Source organism: Caulobacter sp. AP07, assembly GCF_000281955.1.
GTDB lineage: Bacteria > Pseudomonadota > Alphaproteobacteria > Caulobacterales > Caulobacteraceae > Caulobacter.
In genome coordinates this window covers 1-18,176 of sequence record NZ_AKKF01000157.1, presented here as the reverse complement: position 1 = coordinate 18,176, position 18,176 = coordinate 1, and the positions used below count along the sequence as shown (strand labels likewise).

The following is an 18,176-nucleotide window of genomic DNA, read 5'->3' as shown; positions in this document are numbered from 1 at the left end:
GGGAGAGGGTCTCCAAAGACTAGGTCAGCTTCGAAGCGTCCCGCAGCCGTTTGCGCTTGCCGCCCAGCGCATCCGGCCGGTTCAGCACCTTGCGGTACTCGTCGCGGCGTTCGTGGATCGAGGCGATGACCAGGCCCATCGGCACGCCGATGTCGACCAGCACCGCCTCCGACAGCTGCAAGCTCGCCTCGATGGTCTCGGGCACGGCGTCGGTGGCGCCCAGGTCGTAGAGGCGGGCGGCATGGCGGGCGTCGCGGGCCCGGGCGACGATGGTCAGGTCGGGGCGGTGGCCGCGGGCGGTGGCCACCACCGCCTCGGCGGCTTCCGGCGAGTCCATGGTCACCACCACGGCCCGGGCGTAGTCGAGGCCGCAGCGTTCCAGCAGCTCCACCCGCGAGGCGTCGCCGTAATAGACCCGGTGGCCGGCCCGGCGGCCCTGCTGGACGAAGCTGGGGTCGCGGTCGATGGCGATCCACGGCAGGTCGTGGCGGTCCAGCATGTCGCCGACCAGCCGCCCGACCCGGCCGTAGCCGACCACCAGCACCCGGCCCGCCAGCTCCTCGCCCTGGTGCTCGGGAACCTCCGGCGCCTCGCTGGTCGCGACCACCGCGCCCTTGGCCAGCCGCGCGCCGATCGCCGACAGGGCGGGGATCAGGAACATGGTCAGGGTCGCGGCCACCAGCACCGCCTGGCCGACCTGGGTGGAGACCACCCCCGCGCCCGTGGCGTTGTCGAGGATCACGAAGGCGAACTCGCCGCCGGCCGCCAGGGTCAGGGCGGTCTCGATCGAGGCCCGGGTCGAGAGGCCGAACAGTCGGCCCAGCCCGGCCACCATCGCTGCCTTGAGGGTCACCAGCCCAACGGCGACGCCCAGCACCAGTCCCGGCTGGGCGACCAGCAGCGACAGGTCCAGGCGGATGCCCAGCGACACGAAGAACAGGCTGAGCAGCAGGCCCTTGAACGGCTCGATCTTGACCTCGACCTCGTGGCGGTACTCGGTCTCGGCCAGCAGCACCCCGGCCACGAACGCCCCCAGCGCCATCGACAGGCCCGACAGGGCGGCGACCAGGCCCGCGCCGATCACCACCAGCAGGCAGGCGGCCATGAACATCTCTTCGCTCTTGGCCTTGGCCACCGAACGCATCATCGGCCGTAGCGCCAGGCGGCCCAGCAGCACGATGATCCCCAGGCCGACGGCGGCGGGGCCCAGGGCCAGCAGGTCGCCCAGCCGGAAGACGCCGTCGCCCCGGCCCAGGATCGCCAGGGTGATCAGGATCGGGGCCACGGCCAGGTCCTGGAACAACAGCACCGAGAAGGTCGCCCGTCCGCCCTCGGAATGCAGCCGCTTGCGCTCGACCAGCACCGGCACGGCGATGGCGGTGGACGACAGGGTCAGGGCCGCGCCGATCACCAGGGCGGCGACCGGCGGCTGGCCCAGCAGCCAGGCCACCGCGCCGAGGGCCAGCGAACAGCCCAGCATCTGCAGGGCGCCCAGGCCGAACACCAGCTTGCGCATCAGCCGCAGCCGTTCCCACGACAGCTCCAGCCCGATCATGAACAGCAGGAACACCACCCCGAACTCGGCCAGCTGGGCGATTTCGTCGGGGTTGTCGACGGTGACGTAGTCCAGCCACGGCGCGACGTGGGTCAGGGCGCCCAGGCCGAACGGCCCCAGGATCACCCCGGCCAGCAGGAAGCCGAGGATCGGGTTGACGCGAAGGCGCTTGAACAGCGGAGCCACGATCCCGGCCGTGGCCAGGAACAGCACCAGGTCCTTGTAGTCGGCCGGTGACATCGCGTGGTTCACGTGGTCTCGCCCCCTTGAGCTGTTTCCTAGCTGGCCAGTTTCAATCGTACGCCGGCGCCGGCTTCGTCGGGCGCGATCAGCGACACGCCGCCGGCCTCCAGCGCCTCGATCAGCAGGCGTTCGGTGCTATGGTGCAGGGCGTGGCGCTCGGTCTCGAAATCCTTGACCGTGCTGCGCGAGACGCCGGCGCGGTCGGCCAGGTCGCCCTGCGACCAGCTGAGCAGGCCACGCGCCCCTCGGCACTGGGCCGGCAGGAGAATTTTTGCGTGAGGCATCTAGCGTCCTCGAACAACGTCACCCATATTGGTTGAGTACGCCCGATAATGTTGACCGTCAAGGAGAGCCTTTGCACCACACCTCGCTGATCGCCACCATCGTCGCCGGCCTCGGACTCGCCTTCATCTTCGGGGCCGTCGCCAACCGCCTGAAGCTGCCCGTGCTGGTCGGCTACCTGTTGGCGGGGGTGATCGTCGGGCCGTTCACGCCGGGCTACGTGGCCGATCAGGAGCTGGCGCCGCAGCTGGCCGAGATCGGGGTCATCCTGCTGATGTTCGGGGTGGGGCTGCACTTCTCGGTCAAGGACCTGATGGCGGTGCGCAAGATCGCCATCCCCGGCGCGGCCGTGCAGATCGCCGTCGCCACCGCCATGGGCGTTGGCCTGGCCTCGATGCTGGGCTGGACCCTGGGGGCGGGGATCGTCTTCGGCCTGGCCCTGTCGGTGGCCTCGACCGTGGTGCTGCTGCGGGCCCTGGAGGAGCGGCGGCTGATCGACACCGACCGCGGCCGCATCGCCGTCGGCTGGCTGATCGTCGAGGACCTGGCCATGGTGCTGGCCCTGGTCCTGCTGCCGGCGCTTTCCGGCATGCTGGGCGGCGAGGCTCCGCCCCCCGGGCCGGGCGGCGTCGCCGGGGCCTTCGCCATCACCATCGGCAAGGTCGCGGCCTTCGTCGCCATCATGCTGGTGGTCGGCCGCCGGGTGATCCCGTGGATCCTGCACCGTATCGCCCATACCGGCTCGCGCGAGCTGTTTCGGCTGGGCGTTCTGGCCATCGCCCTGGGAGTCGCGTTCGGCTCGGCGGCGCTGTTCGGCGTGTCGTTCGCCCTGGGCGCGTTCTTCGCCGGCATGATCATGGCCGAGAGCGAGCTGTCGCAGCAGGCCGCCAACGAAACCCTGCCGCTACGCGACGCCTTCGCGGTGCTGTTCTTCGTGTCGATCGGCATGCTGTTCGACCCGACCGTGCTGCTGCGCGAGCCCCTGGCCGTGGCCGCCACCCTGGCCATCATCGTGATCGGCAAGTCGCTGGCCGCCTATGTCATCGTCCTGGCCTTCAAGCGCCCGACGAGCGTGGCCCTGACCATCTCGGCCAGCCTGGCCCAGATCGGCGAGTTCTCGTTCATCCTGGCCGGCCTGGGCGTCTCGCTGAAGCTGCTGCCGCCCGACGGCCGCGACCTGATCCTGGCCGGGGCGATCCTGTCGATCCTGGTCAATCCGCTGCTGTTCGCGGTGCTGGACAAGGTGCTGCCCAGGCTGGTCGGGCAGGCCGGCGAGCCGGCCGCGCCCGTCGCCGCCGCCCAGCCGCACGGCGTGCTGGTCGGCTATGGCCGGGTCGGCAAGGCCGTCGCGGAGGGCCTGAAGGACCGCATGCTGCTGGTGGTGATCGAGGACGAGGGCGAGCGCGCCGACGAGGTTCGCGCCGCCGGCTTCGAGATGATCCAGGGCAACGCCGTCCGGCCCGAGGTGCTGATGAAGGCCGGCCTGGCCGAGGCCACCCACCTGTTCGTCGCCGTGCCCAGCCCGTTCGAGGCCGCCCGGATCATCGAACAGGCCCGCGCCGCCAACCCACAGGTCAAGATCATCGCCCGGGCCTATACCGACAACGACGTCGACCTGCTGACCCAGATGGGCGCCACCCACGCCCTGATCGGCGAACAGGAGATCGCCCGGGGGATGCTGGCCCTGGCGCCGAGGCGGAAGGTGGCCGCGGCGGCGGCGCACTGAGCCCACGCCTTCACTCAAATGCGCTTGTCATCCCGGACGAGCGCGCAGCGCGAAGATCCGGGACCGCCGGAAACGCGGTGCTCAGGCGTCGGTCCCGGATCTTCGCTTCGCTGCGTCCGGGATGACAACCGGTTCGGCGCCTCGCCCGTCCGGCGCATTGACCAACGTGCCACGAACGCCTACCCACGCCGCGTCATGAGCCCCCGTCGCGGACAGTCCGGAACGACCTGGCCCATCGCCCTGCTGGCGATGCTGGCCCTGCTCGTCCAGAGCCTGATCCCCGCCGCCGCCATGGCCCATGAGGCCGGAACCGGCCAGGCGATCGTCATCTGTACGGTCGACGGCGCCAAGACCGTCACGGTCGACGGCCAGGAACAGGCCCCCAGGAAGGGCTTCGCCGGCCTGCCCTGCTACCAGTGCGTGGCGGCCAGCCTGGCGGTCACCGACACCCCCGACAGCCTGGTCTCGCTGCCAGTGCTCTACGCCGCGCGCGTCGAGATCGCCCCGCCGATGGCCCGCCGCGGCATGGCCCCGGCCCGCGCCCCGCCGCGTCCGCCCGGGCAAGGACCGCCCCACCACCTGAACGGCTGACTTTTCCACATCGCGCGCTAAGGTTGAAAGCCGGCGCGCGCCGTCATGTCTTCGGGGCTCTGTCTCTTCATGTCCAAATCCTTCCGCCTGGCCCTCGCGGCCGGCGCCACGCTCTGCGTCCTGCCCGCTTTCTCGCCCGCCTTCGCCGGCGTCGACGACGACCCGCGCACCGCGCTCGACTCCGTCCTGGTCACCGCCCGTCCCAATCCGGAGGACGCGCCGATCGTCGCCCAGGCCCGCAAGCGCCTGTCGGAAACCCCCGGCGCGGTGGCGGTGATCTCGTCCGAGGCCTATGCCAACCGCTACGCCATCGGCCTGGTCGACGCCCTGCGCGACGTGCCCGGCGTCTTCGCCCAGAAGAAGTTCGGCGAGGACGCCCGCCTGTCGATCCGCGGCTCGGGGATCGGCAACAGCAGCCACAATCGCGGCACCATGCTGGCCCAGGACGGCGTGCCGCTGAACGAGGCCGACGGCTATGGCGACTACCAGCTGATCGACCCGCTGCTGGCCCGCTACACCGAGGTCTACAAGGGCGGCAACGCCCTGCGGTTCGGCGGGGCGCTGCTGGGCGGGGCGATCAACTTCGTCACCCCGACCGGCCGGACGGCGGGGGCCGACAACCTGCTGCGGGTCGAGGGCGGCTCGTTCGGCACGGCGCGGGTCCACGGCGAACTGGCGCGGACCTTCGGCGACGACGACGTCTTCGTCGGCGCGACCCTGCTCAACGCCGACGGCTGGCGCCAGCAGAGCAACAGCTCGGCCGCCCGGCTGTCGGTCAATCTCGGCCACAGCTTCGGCGAGGACCGCGAGGTGCGGCTCTATCTCAGCGGCGCCGACCTGCGCCAGCAGATCGCCGGCGCGCTGACCCTGAACGACGCCCTCAACAACCCGACCAAGGCCGCCAACTACGCGCCGGTCAACAACCTCTCCAACAACTACGGGCGCAACATGCGCAACGCCCGGGCCAGCCTGCAGACCACCTGGCGATTGAGCGACAGCACGGTGTTCCAGGGCGGGGTCTACGGCGCCTGGCGCGACCTGGACCATCCGATCTTCCAGGTGGTCGACCAGGAGAGCCGCAACTTCGGGGCCTTCGGACGCCTGGACTGGACCGGCCAGCTGGGCGGCATGGACGCCGACCTGTTCGCGGGGCTTTCCTGGCGGGTCGGCGACCTGGACTCCCGCAACTGGATCAACCTGCGCGGCTCGCACGGCGCGCCCACGGCGTTCTCGCGGCAGAACGCCCAGGCCGCGGACGTCTTCGCCGAAGGCCGGCTGTTCGTCACCCCGCGCCTGGCCCTGGTGGCCGGCGGGACCTACGGGACGGCCAGCCGCGACTACCAGAGCTACAAGCTGCCCACCGGCGGCTTCAACCTCACCGAAAACCGCGACTACGACTGGTTCGCCCCGCGCCTGGGCGTGCTGTTCCAGGCCGACCAGGACTCGCAGGTCTTCGCCAACCTCACGCGGTCGGTCGAGCCGCCCAACTTCGGGTCCTACTCGCCGGACGCCACCCACCCCTTCACCGACCTGGTTCCGCAAACGGCCTGGACCGGCGAGGTCGGGGCGCGGGGTCGGCGAGGGGCCTTCGCCTGGGACGTGGCCCTCTATCGCGCCCAGCTGAAGCACGAACTGCTGAGCTATGTGGTCGATCCGGCCCGGCCGGCCATCGCCTTCAACGCCGACCAGACGATCCACCAGGGCCTCGAGGCGGGCCTGGACTGGCGGATCGCCCCGCGCCTGAGGCTGCGCCAGACCTACGCCTGGTCCGACTTCAAGTTCGACGGCGACGCCCAGTACAAGGACAACCGCCTGCCCGTCGTGCCCGAGCACCTCTACCGGGCCGAGCTGAGGTACGAGCACCCGGCCGGCTGGTTCGTGGCCCCGTCGGTGGAATGGTCGCCGCGCGGCGTGCTGGTCGACTACCGCAACAAGGTCCGCGCGCCCGACTACGCCATCGCCTCGCTGAGCGCCGGCTACACCCGCGACCGCATCACCGTGTTCCTGGACGCGCGCAACCTGACCGACGAGCGCTATGTCTCGACGGTCAATCCGTCGGTGGCCGCCACCACGGTCTCGACCGCGGCGCCCGGCGCGCCGGACAATTCCACGGCTGCGTTCTGGCCGGGCGACGGGCGCGGGGTGTTCGTCGGCCTGACCGGCAAGTTCTAGGGAGCACGATCATGCGCAAAGCCCTCCTGATCGCGGCCCTGCTGGCGCCTTTCCCCGCGGCCGCTCACGTGGTCGCCGCGTCGGGCGAGGCCAAGGCCGGGTCCTATTCGGCCATCGCCTTCCGCGTGGGCCATGCCTGCGCGGCGGGCGACGCCACGCTCGGCCTGCGGATCGAGATCCCCGACGCCGTGGCCTCGGCCCGCCCGCAGCCCAAGCCGGGCTGGACGGTCGCCGTCGACAAGACCGACGACGCCGACCCGGCCAAGCGCCGGACCACGGCGGTCACCTGGACCGGCCGCCTGACCGACGACCAGTTCGACGACTTCACCCTGCTGATGAAGCTGCCCGCCCAGGCTGGCGACCTGGTCTTCCCGGCGATCCAGACCTGCGAACACGGCGAGAGCCAGTGGACCGAGGTCCGCGACCCGCAACGCCCCGGCGAGAAACTGACCCGGCCCGCCCCGGTGGTCCGCCTCACCCCGGCCACGACTTCCGCCGACACCATGGCCGGCATGCCCGGCATGAAACATTGATCGAGAACCCTCCCATGCGCCTTCTTGCCCTGACCTCCCTCGCCGCCCTCGTCTTCTCCGCCCCCGCTGTCGCCGGCGACTACCGCGTCGGCGGGGTCGAGGTGCGCCGTCCCTGGACCCGTCCCGCCGCCGCCGGCATGAACGGCGTCGGCTACCTGACCCTGGCCAATGTCGGCGCCAAGCCGGTCAAGCTGGTCGCGGTCGAGAGCCCGGCCGCCCGGTCGGTCACCCTGCACCAGAGCAGCCAGGCGGGCGGCGTCTCGTCGATGCGGCCGGTGACCGGCGGCCTGACCGTCGCGCCGGGCGCCAAGGTCGAGTTCGCGCCCGGCGGCTATCACCTGATGCTGATGGGCCTGACCCGCGCCCAGGTCCTGGGCGGCAAGACCCCCCTGACCCTGGTGTTCGCCGATGGCCGCCGGATGAAGATCGACCTGTCGGTCGAGGCCGGTCCGCCCAAGGCCGGAGCCGACCCGATGGCGGGGATGCACGACCACCACTGAACATGACAAAAAAGTAAGGGACGGATTTTCCTTGGGATGAGCAAGTTACGGCCAACTTCATCCAACGGATCGTCCTTCATGAAACAAGTCTGGTTCGCCGCCGCCGCCATGGCCGCGCTGTCGCTGTCGGCCTTCGGCGCTCAGGCGCGCGAGGATCATGACCATGCCTGCCTCGACGCGGCCTGCACGACGCAGGCGCTGTTCGACATGATCGACGCGCCGGCCGCCGGTGGCGGCGAGCCGGCGTCGCTGGAGTCGCCGCACTACGGAACCTGGGGTTTCGACGTTGCGGGCATGGATCGCTCGGTCAAGCCGGGCGACGACTTCTACAAGTTCGCCAGCGGAACCTGGGACGCCAACGCCACCATCCCGTCGGACCGCGTCCGCTTCGGCAACTTCGACAAGCTGGCCGTGCTGTCGGAAGCCCGCACCAAGGCGATCATCACCGAAGCGGCCGACAGCCGGTCGACCGACCCCGATACGGTCAAGATCGGCGCCGCCTACCACGCCTTCATGGACGAGGCCCTGGCCGAGAAGCTGGACGCCAAGCCGATCGCCGCCGAGCTGGACGGCGTTCGCAAGGTCAAGACCAAGGACGACTTCACCGCCCTGATGGGCAAGAGCCCGACCACCGGCTACGCCTCGGTGATGGGCGTCTACATCCAGGCCGACCTGAAGGCGCCGACGCGCTACGCCGTCTACGCCAACAACGGCGGCCTGGGCCTGCCGGACCGCGACTACTATCTGAAGCCCGATTTCGCGGCCAAGAAGACCGCCTACGAGGCCTATGTCGCCCAGTTGCTGACCCTGGTCGGCTGGGACAAGCCGGCCGACAACGCCAAGGCCATCGTCGCCTTCGAGACCCAACTGGCCGAGGCCTCCTGGACGCGGGCCGAGCGCCGCGACCGCGACAAGACCTACAACCCGATGACCCTGGCGCAGCTGCAGGCCCTGACGCCGGGCTATGACTGGAAACGCTACCTGGCCTCGAGCGAACTGCCCCAGATCGACCGGGTGATCGTCACCACCAACACCGCCTTCCCCAAGGTGGCCAAGATCTATGCCGACACCCCGCTCGACACCCTGAAGGCCTGGCAGGCGTTCAAGGTCGCCGACGGCGCGGCGCCGATGCTGTCCAAGCGCTTCGTCGACGCCAGCTTCGAGTTCCGCAACAAGACCCTGTCGGGCCAGCCGGAGCAGAAGCCCCGCTGGAAGCGCGGCGTCGCCACCGTCAACGACCAGCTGGGCGAGGCGGTCGGCCGCGTCTATGTGGCCCGCTATTTCCCGCCGGAATCCAAGGCCAAGATGGTCGACCTGGTCGGCAATGTCCGCGCCGCCCTGAAGGTGCGGCTGGACAATCTGAGCTGGATGTCGCCCGAGACCAAGGCCCAGGCCCAGGACAAGCTGGCCAAGTTCACGGTCAAGATCGGCTATCCCGACACCTGGCGCGACTATTCCAAGCTGACGATCAAGGCCGACGACGCCTATGGCAACGCCCTTCGGTCGGCGGCCTTCGACTGGCGCCACGACGTCGAGCGGCTGAACGGGCCGGTCGACAAGAAGGAATGGGGCATGACCCCGCAGACGGTGAACGCCTACTACAACTCGGCCAACAACGAGATCGTCTTCCCGGCCGCCATCCTGCAGGCCCCGTTCTTCGACCCGGACGCCGACCCGGCCGTCAACTACGGCGGCATCGGCGGGGTGATCGGCCACGAGATCAGCCACGGCTTCGACGACCAGGGCCGCAAGTCCGACGGCGAAGGCGTGCTGCGCGACTGGTGGACGGCCGAGGACGCCGCCAAGTTCAAGGTCCAGGCCGACAAGCTGGGCGCTCAGTATTCGGCCTTCGAGCCGCTGCCGGGAGCCAAGGTCAACGGCCAGCTGACCATGGGCGAGAACATCGGCGACATGGGCGGCCTGGCCTTCGCGCTCGAGGCCTACCACGCCTCGCTGGGCGGCAAGCCGGCCCCGGTGATCGACGGCTTCACCGGCGACCAGCGCGTCTATCTGGGCTGGGCCCAGGTGTGGCGCGCCAAGCAACGCGACGACTCCCTGCGCCAGCAGGTGGTCAGCGACCCGCACTCGCCGGCCTATTACCGCGTCAATGGCACGATCCGGAACCAGGCCGGCTGGTACAAGGCCTACGACGTGCAGCCGGGCGACAAGCTGTATGTCGCGCCGGCGGACCGGGTGGATATCTGGTGACTTGAAACCCTCTCCCGGAGGGGAGAGGGAGGGGCCCGCGCCGTAGGCGTGGGAGGGTGAGGGGTGACGCCCTCACCGTTTTCTCTCAAGCGCCCCAAAACGCCGTCTTCCCCCGACTTGTTCGGAGGACCCAAGCGGCGCTGGCCAAGTCTCGTTCTGAAGATCAGCTTGGGTCCCCCGCATAAAGCGGGGGATGACGGCTTTAGGATCAGGATCGGCTTCCTCGAACGCCCTGCCGGCACGCCGTCGGACTCACCACCCCCTCACCCTCCCAAGCTTTGCTTGGGCCCCTCCCTCTCCCCATGGGAGAGGGTCTCACTGCGGGAGCCCAAAACGAAAAAAGGCGGCTCCCTCACGGAAACCGCCATTTTTATCGAGTCTGTCAAAAACTGGAGCCGGGCCCCAGATACACCAAACCCGTCGCGGGGGATAATCGCGACGGGTCCGGCTATTTCTCGATCATTCGATCTAGGTGGGCGTTTCCTCCCCGAAACGCCGAAGGAAGGGAGCTCTCTTTGGGCTCGGTTCTTCCTTGCAAGCGTTAGAAACGTCAAATTCGTGACGCTGTCAACGCCGCCAATCGGGAATCTACAAGGCCTCGCGAATATTTTTGACGAATACGGCTTAGAATGGACCGTGGGGTCAAACTTATCGCCGATCTCTCAGGATATTTTTGACAACTCAGTCAAATCTTACTTTCCGAGTCGTTCCCGCAACGCGTCCAGCACCGCCGAGCGCGACTCGAACACATAGTCCGGACGCGACACCGTGACCGGCTCCACCCCCGCCGCCCCCAGCGCCGCGGCGGCCTCGAACAGGTCGGCCGTCGCCAGCAGCGCGCCGTTGGCCCGGCGCGCGCCCTGGCCGACGAACGGCGCCACCGCCGCCTGGCCGGCGGCGTCCTGCTCGGCCGGCCAGACCAGGGTCGCCAGGGTGCGGGCCCGGCCCTTGGCCTCGACCACCGACAGCAGGCGACGCAGGCTGTCGACCTGGTCGTCGGTCCACGGCGCGATCAGCGAGGCGGTCAGCTGGGCCTGGCTCTTGAGGATCACCCCGTCGGTCAGGATCTTCAGGCCGTTGGCCGCCAGGGTCGCGCCGGTGGTGGTGATGTCGACCACCAGTTCGGCCACGCCCGCCGCCGGGGCGCCCTCGGTGGCGCCGCTGCTCTCGACGATGCGGTAGTCGGCGACGCCGTGGCGGGCGAAGAAGGCCCGGGTCTGGGTGACATATTTGGTCGCCACCCGCAGGCGGCGGCCGGTCCTGGCCAGATGAGCGTGCCCGACATCGTCGATGTCGGCCATGGTGTCGACGTCCAGCCAGCTCTTGGGGGCGGTGACCACCAGGTCGGCCCGGCCGAAGCCCAGGGCCCGCAGCAGCATCACCCGGCCGTCCATGTCCTCGCCGCGCTCGCGCAGCAGGTCCTCGCCGGTGACGCCCAGGTGCAGTTCGCCGTTGTCCAGCCCGGCGGCGATGTCGCCGGCCGACAGCAGCCGCACCGAGACGCCCGGCAGGCCCGACAGCCCGGCCGAGTAGCCGCGCGCGCCGCCCGACATCTCCAGCTTGAAGCCGCATTCGGCCAGCCAGGCCTCGACCTGTTCCTTGAGCCGCCCCTTCGAGGGGATGGCGAAGATCATCGGCGTGTCGGTCATTCGCCGTCTCCCGCATAGGCCCGGGCCGGGCGCACCATGCAGCCCACCGCTCCGGTCCTGGTTTCGGCCCCCAGCCGCGCGAGCAGGCCGTCATAGCGGCCGCCGGCGGCGACCGGGCGTTCGTCGCCGAGGGCGGCGCTGCGCACCTCGAACAGGAAGCCGTCGTAATAGCCGAACGACCGTCCGAAGGCGGCGCTCAGCGTCATGCGGTCCAGCGGCACGTCCAGATCGCGCATCCGGTCCAGCCGGGCGTTCCAGGCGGCGGTGGCCCTCTCCAGGGGACGTGGACTGCGGCCGGCCAGGGCGCGGATTTCCTCGAGGACCTGGAACGGATGGCCGCTGACCGCCAGATAGGCCCGCACGCGGTCGGCCTGTTCGGGGCTCAGGCGACCGGCCATCGCCCGTTGCGAGCGCTCGACCAGGCGCAGGGCGATCTCGGCCGGTCGGCGGCCGCCGACCGGTTCGATGCCGGCCAGGGCCCACAGCTCCTGCAGCACCTCGACGGCCTCGTTCTCGGGCATCTGCGTCAGCATGAACGCCAGGCGGCTCGGCTCGGCCAGCGGTAGTTCGGTGTCCTCGCCGTCCAGTTCGCGCTTCATCAGCCGCGGATGGGCGAAGGCGCGCTTGAGCCGCGCCGCCAGCATGTTGGGCAGGGCCAGGCTGTCGACGAACGCCGAGAACAGCGAGATGTCGCCGATGACGATCGACAGGTCGTCGCGCCCGCCCGCCGAGGCGCTGCGCCAGGTCATGGCGGTGATCTCGGCGTCGGCCACGATCGGGTCGGAGCCCTCGAAGGCCTCGATGCCGATCTGCAGGAACTCCTCGGCCCGGTCGCTGCCACGCGGCGCGACGCGGAAGGCCTTGCCGTCATAATAGTAGCGGCCGGCCTGGGCGCCCGACCCCAGGTGCTGGCGGGCGACCGCCACGGTGAAGTCGGGGCGCAGGCAGGTCTCCTCGCCGCCGTCGCCGGCCGACACGGCGAACAGCCGCGAGCGCATGGCCTCGCCGGCGAAGTCGAGGATCAGGCCCAGCGGCTGCAGCACCGGCACGTCGATCGGCGTGGGGCTGTAGGCCGTCAGCGGCGCGCGGATGGCGTCGAGCGCCTCCGCCGGGATGGAACGCTCGAGTCTCAAAGGATCAGCCCCCGATGATCTTGCGGACGGCGGCGACCAGTTCGCCGCGCGGGATGGTCTGCTGCCCGGGCCGCTCGGCCTTCCAGGCGGCGTTGTCGGCGACGCCCGAGGCCAGCTCGCGGCCCAGGTCCAGGTCCTTGATCGTCACCGTGCCGGCCGCGATCTCGTCGCCGCCCAGCATGATGGCGGCCGGGGCCATGCGGCGGTCGGCGTATTTCATCTGCGGCCGCATGCCCGACGACCCCAGATAGACCTCGGCCGGGACGCCGGCGTTGCGCAGTTCGGTGGCGACGGCGAAATATTCGCCCATGTGGGCCTGGTCGAAGGCGATGATCACCACCGGCCCGCGCGCCTCGCCGCCCGGCTCGCGTCCCGCCGCCCGCAGCGCCGCCGCCAGGCGCGAGACGCCGAACGAGAAGCCGGTGGCAGGGGTCTGCTGGCCGGTGAACCGCGCCACCAGGTCGTCATAGCGCCCGCCGCCGCCGATCGAGCCGAACGACACGCTGGCGCCCTTGTCGTCCGTGGTCGACAGCAGCAGCTCGGCCTCGAACACCGCGCCGGTATAGTATTCCAGTCCACGGACGATCGACGGCTCAAACAGCGCCTGGTCGTCGGCGACGCCCAGGCTGTTCAGCGCCGCGTCGATCTTGGCCAGTTCCTCCAGCCCCTCGTCGCCCTCGGCCGAACCGCCGATGACGTTGGCGATCCTGGCCAGGGTTTCGCTGCGACCGCCCGAACCCGCCTGGACGAAGTCCAGCACCGCGTCGATCGACTTGCCGGCCAGGCCCGCGCCCTTGGTGAAGGCACCGCTCTCGTCCAGTCGGCCCTCGCCCAGCAGCAGGCGCACGCCCTCGACGCCCAGGCGGTCCAGCTTGTCGACGGCCCGCAGCACGCCCAGCTTCTGGCCGTTCGTCTCGACGCCGGCGGCGGTCAGCAGGCCGTTGAGCAGCTTGCGGTTGTTGATCTTCAGCACCGCCGCACCGCGCGGCAGGCCGGCGGCCTGCAGGCCCTCGACGGCCATGGCGATGATCTCGGCGTCGGCTTCCGGACGGGCCGAGCCGACGGTGTCGGCGTCGCACTGGATGAATTCGCGGTACCGGCCCGGACCCGGCTTCTCGTTGCGCCAGACGGGGCCGTAGGCGTAGCGGCGGAACGGCTTGGCCAGGGTCTCCCAGTTCTGGGCGGCGAAGCGGGCCAGGGGCGCGGTCAGGTCGTAGCGCAGCGCCATCCACTGGTCGTCGTCGTCCTGCAGGGCGAAGACGCCTTCGTTGGGACGGTCGCTGTCGGGCAGGAACTTGCCCAGGGCGTCGGCATATTCGAAGGCCCCGGTGTCCAGCGCCTCGAAGCCGTAGCGCTCGTAGACGGCCGACACCGCTTCCAGGATGGCGCGTTCGGCGCGCAGGTCGCGGGCCCGCTTGTCGGCGAAGCCGCGGGGGTTGCGGGCTTCGGGGCGGAAGGTGGCCGCAGAGGTGTTTTGGTCGGTCATGGGCGCTACGTCGGGTCCTGGAAACGGTCTCGACGGATGGCGCTTGTCGCAAGCCCCATCCGCCTTGGGCGGGGCTCGGGCAGGGGCCGCTTAGTGCGTGCGAACCCGGCCGATCCCGCGAGGCGAGGTCGGATGATGGTGGTGCGCGTGATGGTGCGGCTGGCGGGTCATCGGCGGGGGCTATAGCGCAGCGAGCGGCGGGGGGAAAGGGCTCAGCCACAGGGAACTGTCGGCCCACAACCGCCAGGCGTGGAACGCCTCGCCGAGGCGGTCTCGTCGCGGCCCCTTCGACCGCGCCCGGCGTCTAGCCGTGCGCCGTGTCAAAGCGCAGGTGGAGCAGCGAACGAAGGTGGTCGGCCAGATCGCTCCCTGCCGTCACCGCGGCCGCGATCTCCGTCTCCAGGACGGAGCGGTCGGCGAACTCAGGCGGAGGTTCAGGGAAGAGGTCGCCGTTCCCCGGGATCGTGAAGTCGCCGAGATTCCATCGAAGCCGCAGCCTCAGTTTCGCCTCACAGGCCCCCAGCACGCCGATGTCGTGAGGGGAGTAGCCGGAAGCGACGCCTTGGGCGGTGAACGACGCTTCCGCGGTGGCGCTGTCGCTCTGGTCGGTGACCGTCAGCCGCACCGGGGCCTCGACGTGGTCGCCCGGCGCGCTGGTCAGCAACAGGCGGTTGGCGCTAGGCGTCAGCGCATAGGAAACCTTGTGCACGCTTCCGCCCACGGCGATATCGACACGGGTCTTGGCCGGGTCCAGTGGTTGGCCGCCGACCGTCCAATGGAATGTCACCGGCGGATCGAGCGGGCCGCCTGTTCCGCCAAATCCAAAGGCGAGCCCCTCGTAGCTGGTGATCGTGCGCGTTCGCCAGGCGCCATAGTGGATGGTGTCTCCGCAGGGCGTGAATCTCTCGATCTGGGGTCCGATTGGAGCGACCCGCTCGACGCGGGACGCCGCCTCGATGGAAACGCCGCGGTTCGCCGACTGCGACAGCTCGATATCGACATAGCCGAGATGCAGGTCCGTCCTCAGCACGCGCACGGTGAGGGTTGTGAACGCGACGCGAAGATCGCTGTCGGTTTCGACGGGAACCAGCACGCGGCCGCGATAGAAGGCCCGCACGCCGACGCCCGGTTCGTCGGCCAGGACATGGGCGGTCACCCCGCGGCGCGACAGGTTGCCGCCGCTCGTCTTGAGCCCCTGGTCCCACGCGATCGAATCGCGAAATTCGATGTAGCAGCGGCCTCGGCCGGAGACGTCCTCGTTCTGTGGGCGGACGATGATCAACCGCTTGGCGCCACCACGGGACTGGGAGGCGTAGAGGCGCGCCGTCACGGGCCCGGCGAGCGGAAGGGAGACGTAGCGGATGACCCCTGGCGGGATGGCGTTTGGATAGATCTTGTGCAGGCTCGCCTGTGTCAGCGCGGGCCCCATGGCGCTGGTCCCGCCGGGGCGCCAGTCGGCGGGAACCGGCCCGCTGAATGTTGGGTCGCCAGCGTAGAAGACGCCGCCCGCCGGGTTGTTCAGCGTTGCGAACGTGCTTGCCGACATGATGTCGTAGGGGTCTCCGTAGAGATGCGACGTCGCGCCGGTGTTATTCCAGTCGATGCCGCTGCTCAGGATCCCGAAGCTGTCCGGGAAGCCCACGACGTGACCCAATTCGTGCGCCATCAGCAGATGGCCGGTCATCTGGTCTGGAATGGCGCAGAACCGCCGCCCGTCGATCATGCCCGAACCGAGGTCGAGCGCGATGCTGAGTTGACCCGAGGGCGACGAGGGATCCGGCAAGACGAGGGGCGTTCCCGGGAAGACATGAATGTAGAAGCCGCCGAACTCGGCCAGGTCGCGGCCCGCGAACGCCTTTGTCGCGTCGATCGCCTTGTGCGCGAGAGCCAGCCGACCGATACGGTTCACGAAAGCGCCGTGAGAATCGCGATCTCGATCCGCCGCGCCGAGCGTGATGTTGACCACGGGGAACATCTCGCTTCCCACTAGGTCAAGGTAGCCATTCGTATTGTGTGTCCAGTAGTCCAGCAGGCCACGCCGATTGTTCGACGTCATCAAGACATCCCTGCAACTCTGGTCGCTTGGCCGATTGCCCCCGGGCGCGTAGCGCGCGCGAAGGATCGCTAACTTTATGGCCTTCGGCATGCCTTCTTTCCCCATGGAGTTTCGACGCGAAGCAACCGTAAAGGGCGGCGAGAAAGCGTGAGGCGCCGCCCTCATTCGCCTTCGAGTAGATATTTTCAATGTTGCAATTTATAGAATTCATCGCGTCGAGTCGATATTTCCGGCCTCCCCGGGGAAGCGGTCCCGGGCGATCCCTAACCTCCCGTGGCCGCCTTCAGAGGACGCCGTGGGTTGCTCGCCGGCGCGGTGAACAACCGCCGCTGCCCAGTCCAATCAAGATTTCATGCCTCGTTATGAGGTTTATCCACAGGCATCGCCGCCTCATAACCATGAACGGCCGGTAATGTTGTCGTCGATGTAATCTACCTTTCCGGCTTGTAACTTGAGATGAAGGCGCCGGACCGGCAGGTCTTCCCTCGACTGAGGGGAAATACCGATGACCAAGATCTTCCTGCTGGCGACCGCCGCGACCCTGTTGGCCGGCAGCGCGACTTTCGCGGCCCAGGCGCCGACCGGCTCGACCGCGCCATCCGCTCCCGCCCCCCTGGACGACGCCAGCCAGCGCGGCGTCCTGGTCTTCACCCCCGACTTCTTCGCCGCCCAGCGCCCCAACACCGCCCTCGACATGGTCGACCGCGTGCCGGGCTTCACCACCGACGACGGCTCGGGCGCGCGCGGCTTCGAGGGCGCGGTCGGCAACATCCTGATCAACAACAACCGCCCGGCCTCGAAGAACGACGCCGGCACCGACGTCCTGTCGCGGACCCCGGCCAACCGGGTCGACCGCATCGAGCTGATCCGCGGCGGCGCGCCCGGCATCGACATGCAGGGCTATTCGGTGGTCGTGAACGTGATCCTGAAGAAGGGCGCCAGCCGCCAGCAGGTCGCGACCTGGAACGCGACCCTGTTCGACGGCAACCACGACGTCTATGGCGGTAACTACCAGTTCACCGCCACCAACGGCGACCGCACCTGGGGCGTGCTGCTGAGCGACGGGACCAGCACCAGCGACTCCAACGGCGTGGGCCGCAGCGTCCGCCGCGACGGGGCCGGCGTCCTGCTCCGCGACGAGGCCTACGCCAACGACGGCTGGGGCGGCGGCGACTCGGCCCGCCTGAACTATTCGGGACCGGTCGGCGGCGGCAAGCTGGAGGCCACGGCCCAGTACGGGATCCACGACTGGGAGGAGTGGCAGCGGACCGAGTCCCAGGCCGCCCTGCGCCGTAGCGACTACGCCGAAGACACGCGGTCGGGCGAACTGGGCCTGACCTGGATCCGGCCGTTGAAGCCGCGCTGGACGCTGGAAACCCGGGCCATCCACCAGTTCGAGCACTTCGACGAGGTCTCGACCGGCGGCGACACCGTGGGCGGCGTCGCCAGCCCCGAGCAGCGCTTCACGGCCAAGGGCGACTCGTCGGAATCGATCCTGCGCGCCCTGGTCCGTCACGAGCGCTCGGCCGCCCTGACCCTCGAGGCCGGCGGCGAGGTCGCCTACAACATGCTCGACACCCATCAGGCGTTCACGGAGGGCGGCGCGCCGGTCTTCCTGCCCTCGGCCTCGGTCAAGGTCGAGGAACTGCGCGGCGAGACCTTCGCCAAGGGGACGTGGCGGGTGAACCCCAAGCTGACCCTGGAGGGCGGCCTGCGGCTGGAGACCTCGACGATCAAGCAGTCGGGCGACGCCGCGCTCGAGAAGAGCTTCTTCTTCGCCAAGCCGCGCTTCCAGGCGACCTGGACGCCGAAGGCCAACAACCAGCTGCGGTTCCGCTTCGAGCGCGAGCTGGGCCAGCTCGACTTCCGCGATTTCGCCGCCTCGGCCGCGTTCGACGACGGCGCCGTCTACGGCGGCAATGTCGATCTCGTGCCGGAACAGCGCTGGATCTCGGAACTGACCTATGAGCGCCGCTTCTGGGGCGAGGGCATCGTCACCATCGGCTAACGCCACGACGAGATCATCGACGGCATCGACCGCC

At 69.6% G+C, this 18,176-nt stretch carries 13 protein-coding genes; 7 read left to right on the top strand and 6 right to left on the bottom strand.

The window, feature by feature from the left end:
* Positions 1-19: 19 nt before the first annotated feature.
* Together PMI01_RS13230 and PMI01_RS13225 are read right to left on the bottom strand one after the other, a co-directional pair.
* On the bottom strand, positions 20-1,795 hold the full coding sequence (locus PMI01_RS13230) for a cation:proton antiporter domain-containing protein (RefSeq protein WP_007669298.1): 1,776 nt from the start codon (positions 1,793-1,795) through the stop codon (positions 20-22).
* Positions 1,796-1,833: 38 nt separating this feature from the next.
* A complete protein-coding gene (locus PMI01_RS13225) occupies positions 1,834-2,082 on the bottom strand; it encodes a helix-turn-helix transcriptional regulator (RefSeq protein ID WP_007669294.1) in 249 nt (82 codons plus the stop codon).
* 71 nt (positions 2,083-2,153) lie between these two features.
* On the opposite strand from PMI01_RS13225, the gene ybaL reads away from it, so the two are divergent.
* The 6 genes from ybaL to PMI01_RS13195 all read left to right on the top strand — a co-directional run bounded on the left by ybaL (position 2,154) and on the right by PMI01_RS13195 (position 9,810).
* Entirely contained in the window at positions 2,154-3,806 is a 1,653-nt protein-coding gene (gene ybaL, locus PMI01_RS13220) for a YbaL family putative K(+) efflux transporter (RefSeq protein ID WP_007669292.1), read from the top strand.
* A gap of 195 nt (positions 3,807-4,001) precedes the next feature.
* Positions 4,002-4,397 (top strand): DUF2946 family protein, encoded by a 396-nt coding sequence (locus tag PMI01_RS13215; protein ID WP_007669289.1) that lies wholly within the window; start codon positions 4,002-4,004, stop codon positions 4,395-4,397.
* Between the two features lie 69 nt (positions 4,398-4,466).
* Complete coding sequence (locus tag PMI01_RS13210) at positions 4,467-6,569, top strand: TonB-dependent receptor family protein (protein WP_035036112.1); 2,103 nt, start codon at positions 4,467-4,469, stop codon at positions 6,567-6,569.
* 11 nt (positions 6,570-6,580) lie between these two features.
* Positions 6,581-7,102, top strand: coding sequence for a YcnI family protein (locus tag PMI01_RS13205; protein ID WP_007669285.1), 522 nt, complete (start codon positions 6,581-6,583; stop codon positions 7,100-7,102).
* A gap of 14 nt (positions 7,103-7,116) precedes the next feature.
* A complete protein-coding gene (locus PMI01_RS13200) occupies positions 7,117-7,602 on the top strand; it encodes a copper chaperone PCu(A)C (RefSeq protein WP_007669284.1) in 486 nt (161 codons plus the stop codon).
* Positions 7,603-7,680: 78 nt separating this feature from the next.
* The gene (locus PMI01_RS13195) at positions 7,681-9,810 is read left to right on the top strand and encodes a M13 family metallopeptidase (protein ID WP_007669282.1); all 2,130 of its coding nucleotides are present in this window, start codon (positions 7,681-7,683) and stop codon (positions 9,808-9,810) included.
* A 692-nt stretch (positions 9,811-10,502) separates the two neighbouring features.
* Here the strand turns inward: PMI01_RS13195 and hisG are convergent.
* The 4 genes from hisG to PMI01_RS13175 all read right to left on the bottom strand — a co-directional run bounded on the left by hisG (position 10,503) and on the right by PMI01_RS13175 (position 16,134).
* Positions 10,503-11,459 carry an ATP phosphoribosyltransferase gene (gene hisG, locus PMI01_RS13190; protein WP_007669277.1) on the bottom strand — a complete coding sequence of 319 codons (957 nt, stop codon included), beginning with the start codon at positions 11,457-11,459 and terminating at the stop codon, positions 10,503-10,505.
* Positions 11,456-12,592: an ATP phosphoribosyltransferase regulatory subunit gene (locus tag PMI01_RS13185; protein WP_007669274.1), complete on the bottom strand. Its 1,137-nt coding sequence runs from the start codon at positions 12,590-12,592 to the stop codon at positions 11,456-11,458. Before PMI01_RS13185 ends, hisG begins: the two co-directional genes overlap by 4 nt.
* A 4-nt stretch (positions 12,593-12,596) precedes the next feature.
* Positions 12,597-14,078, bottom strand: coding sequence for a histidine--tRNA ligase (gene hisS / locus PMI01_RS13180; RefSeq protein WP_007669271.1), 1,482 nt, complete (start codon positions 14,076-14,078; stop codon positions 12,597-12,599).
* Positions 14,079-14,382: 304 nt separating this feature from the next.
* Complete coding sequence (locus PMI01_RS13175; RefSeq protein WP_007669268.1) at positions 14,383-16,134, bottom strand: hypothetical protein; 1,752 nt, start codon at positions 16,132-16,134, stop codon at positions 14,383-14,385.
* 505 nt (positions 16,135-16,639) lie between these two features.
* Between PMI01_RS13175 and PMI01_RS13170 the strand changes: the two genes are divergently transcribed.
* Positions 16,640-18,142: a TonB-dependent receptor plug domain-containing protein gene (locus tag PMI01_RS13170; protein ID WP_007669265.1), complete on the top strand. Its 1,503-nt coding sequence runs from the start codon at positions 16,640-16,642 to the stop codon at positions 18,140-18,142.
* Positions 18,143-18,176 lie beyond the last annotated feature (34 nt).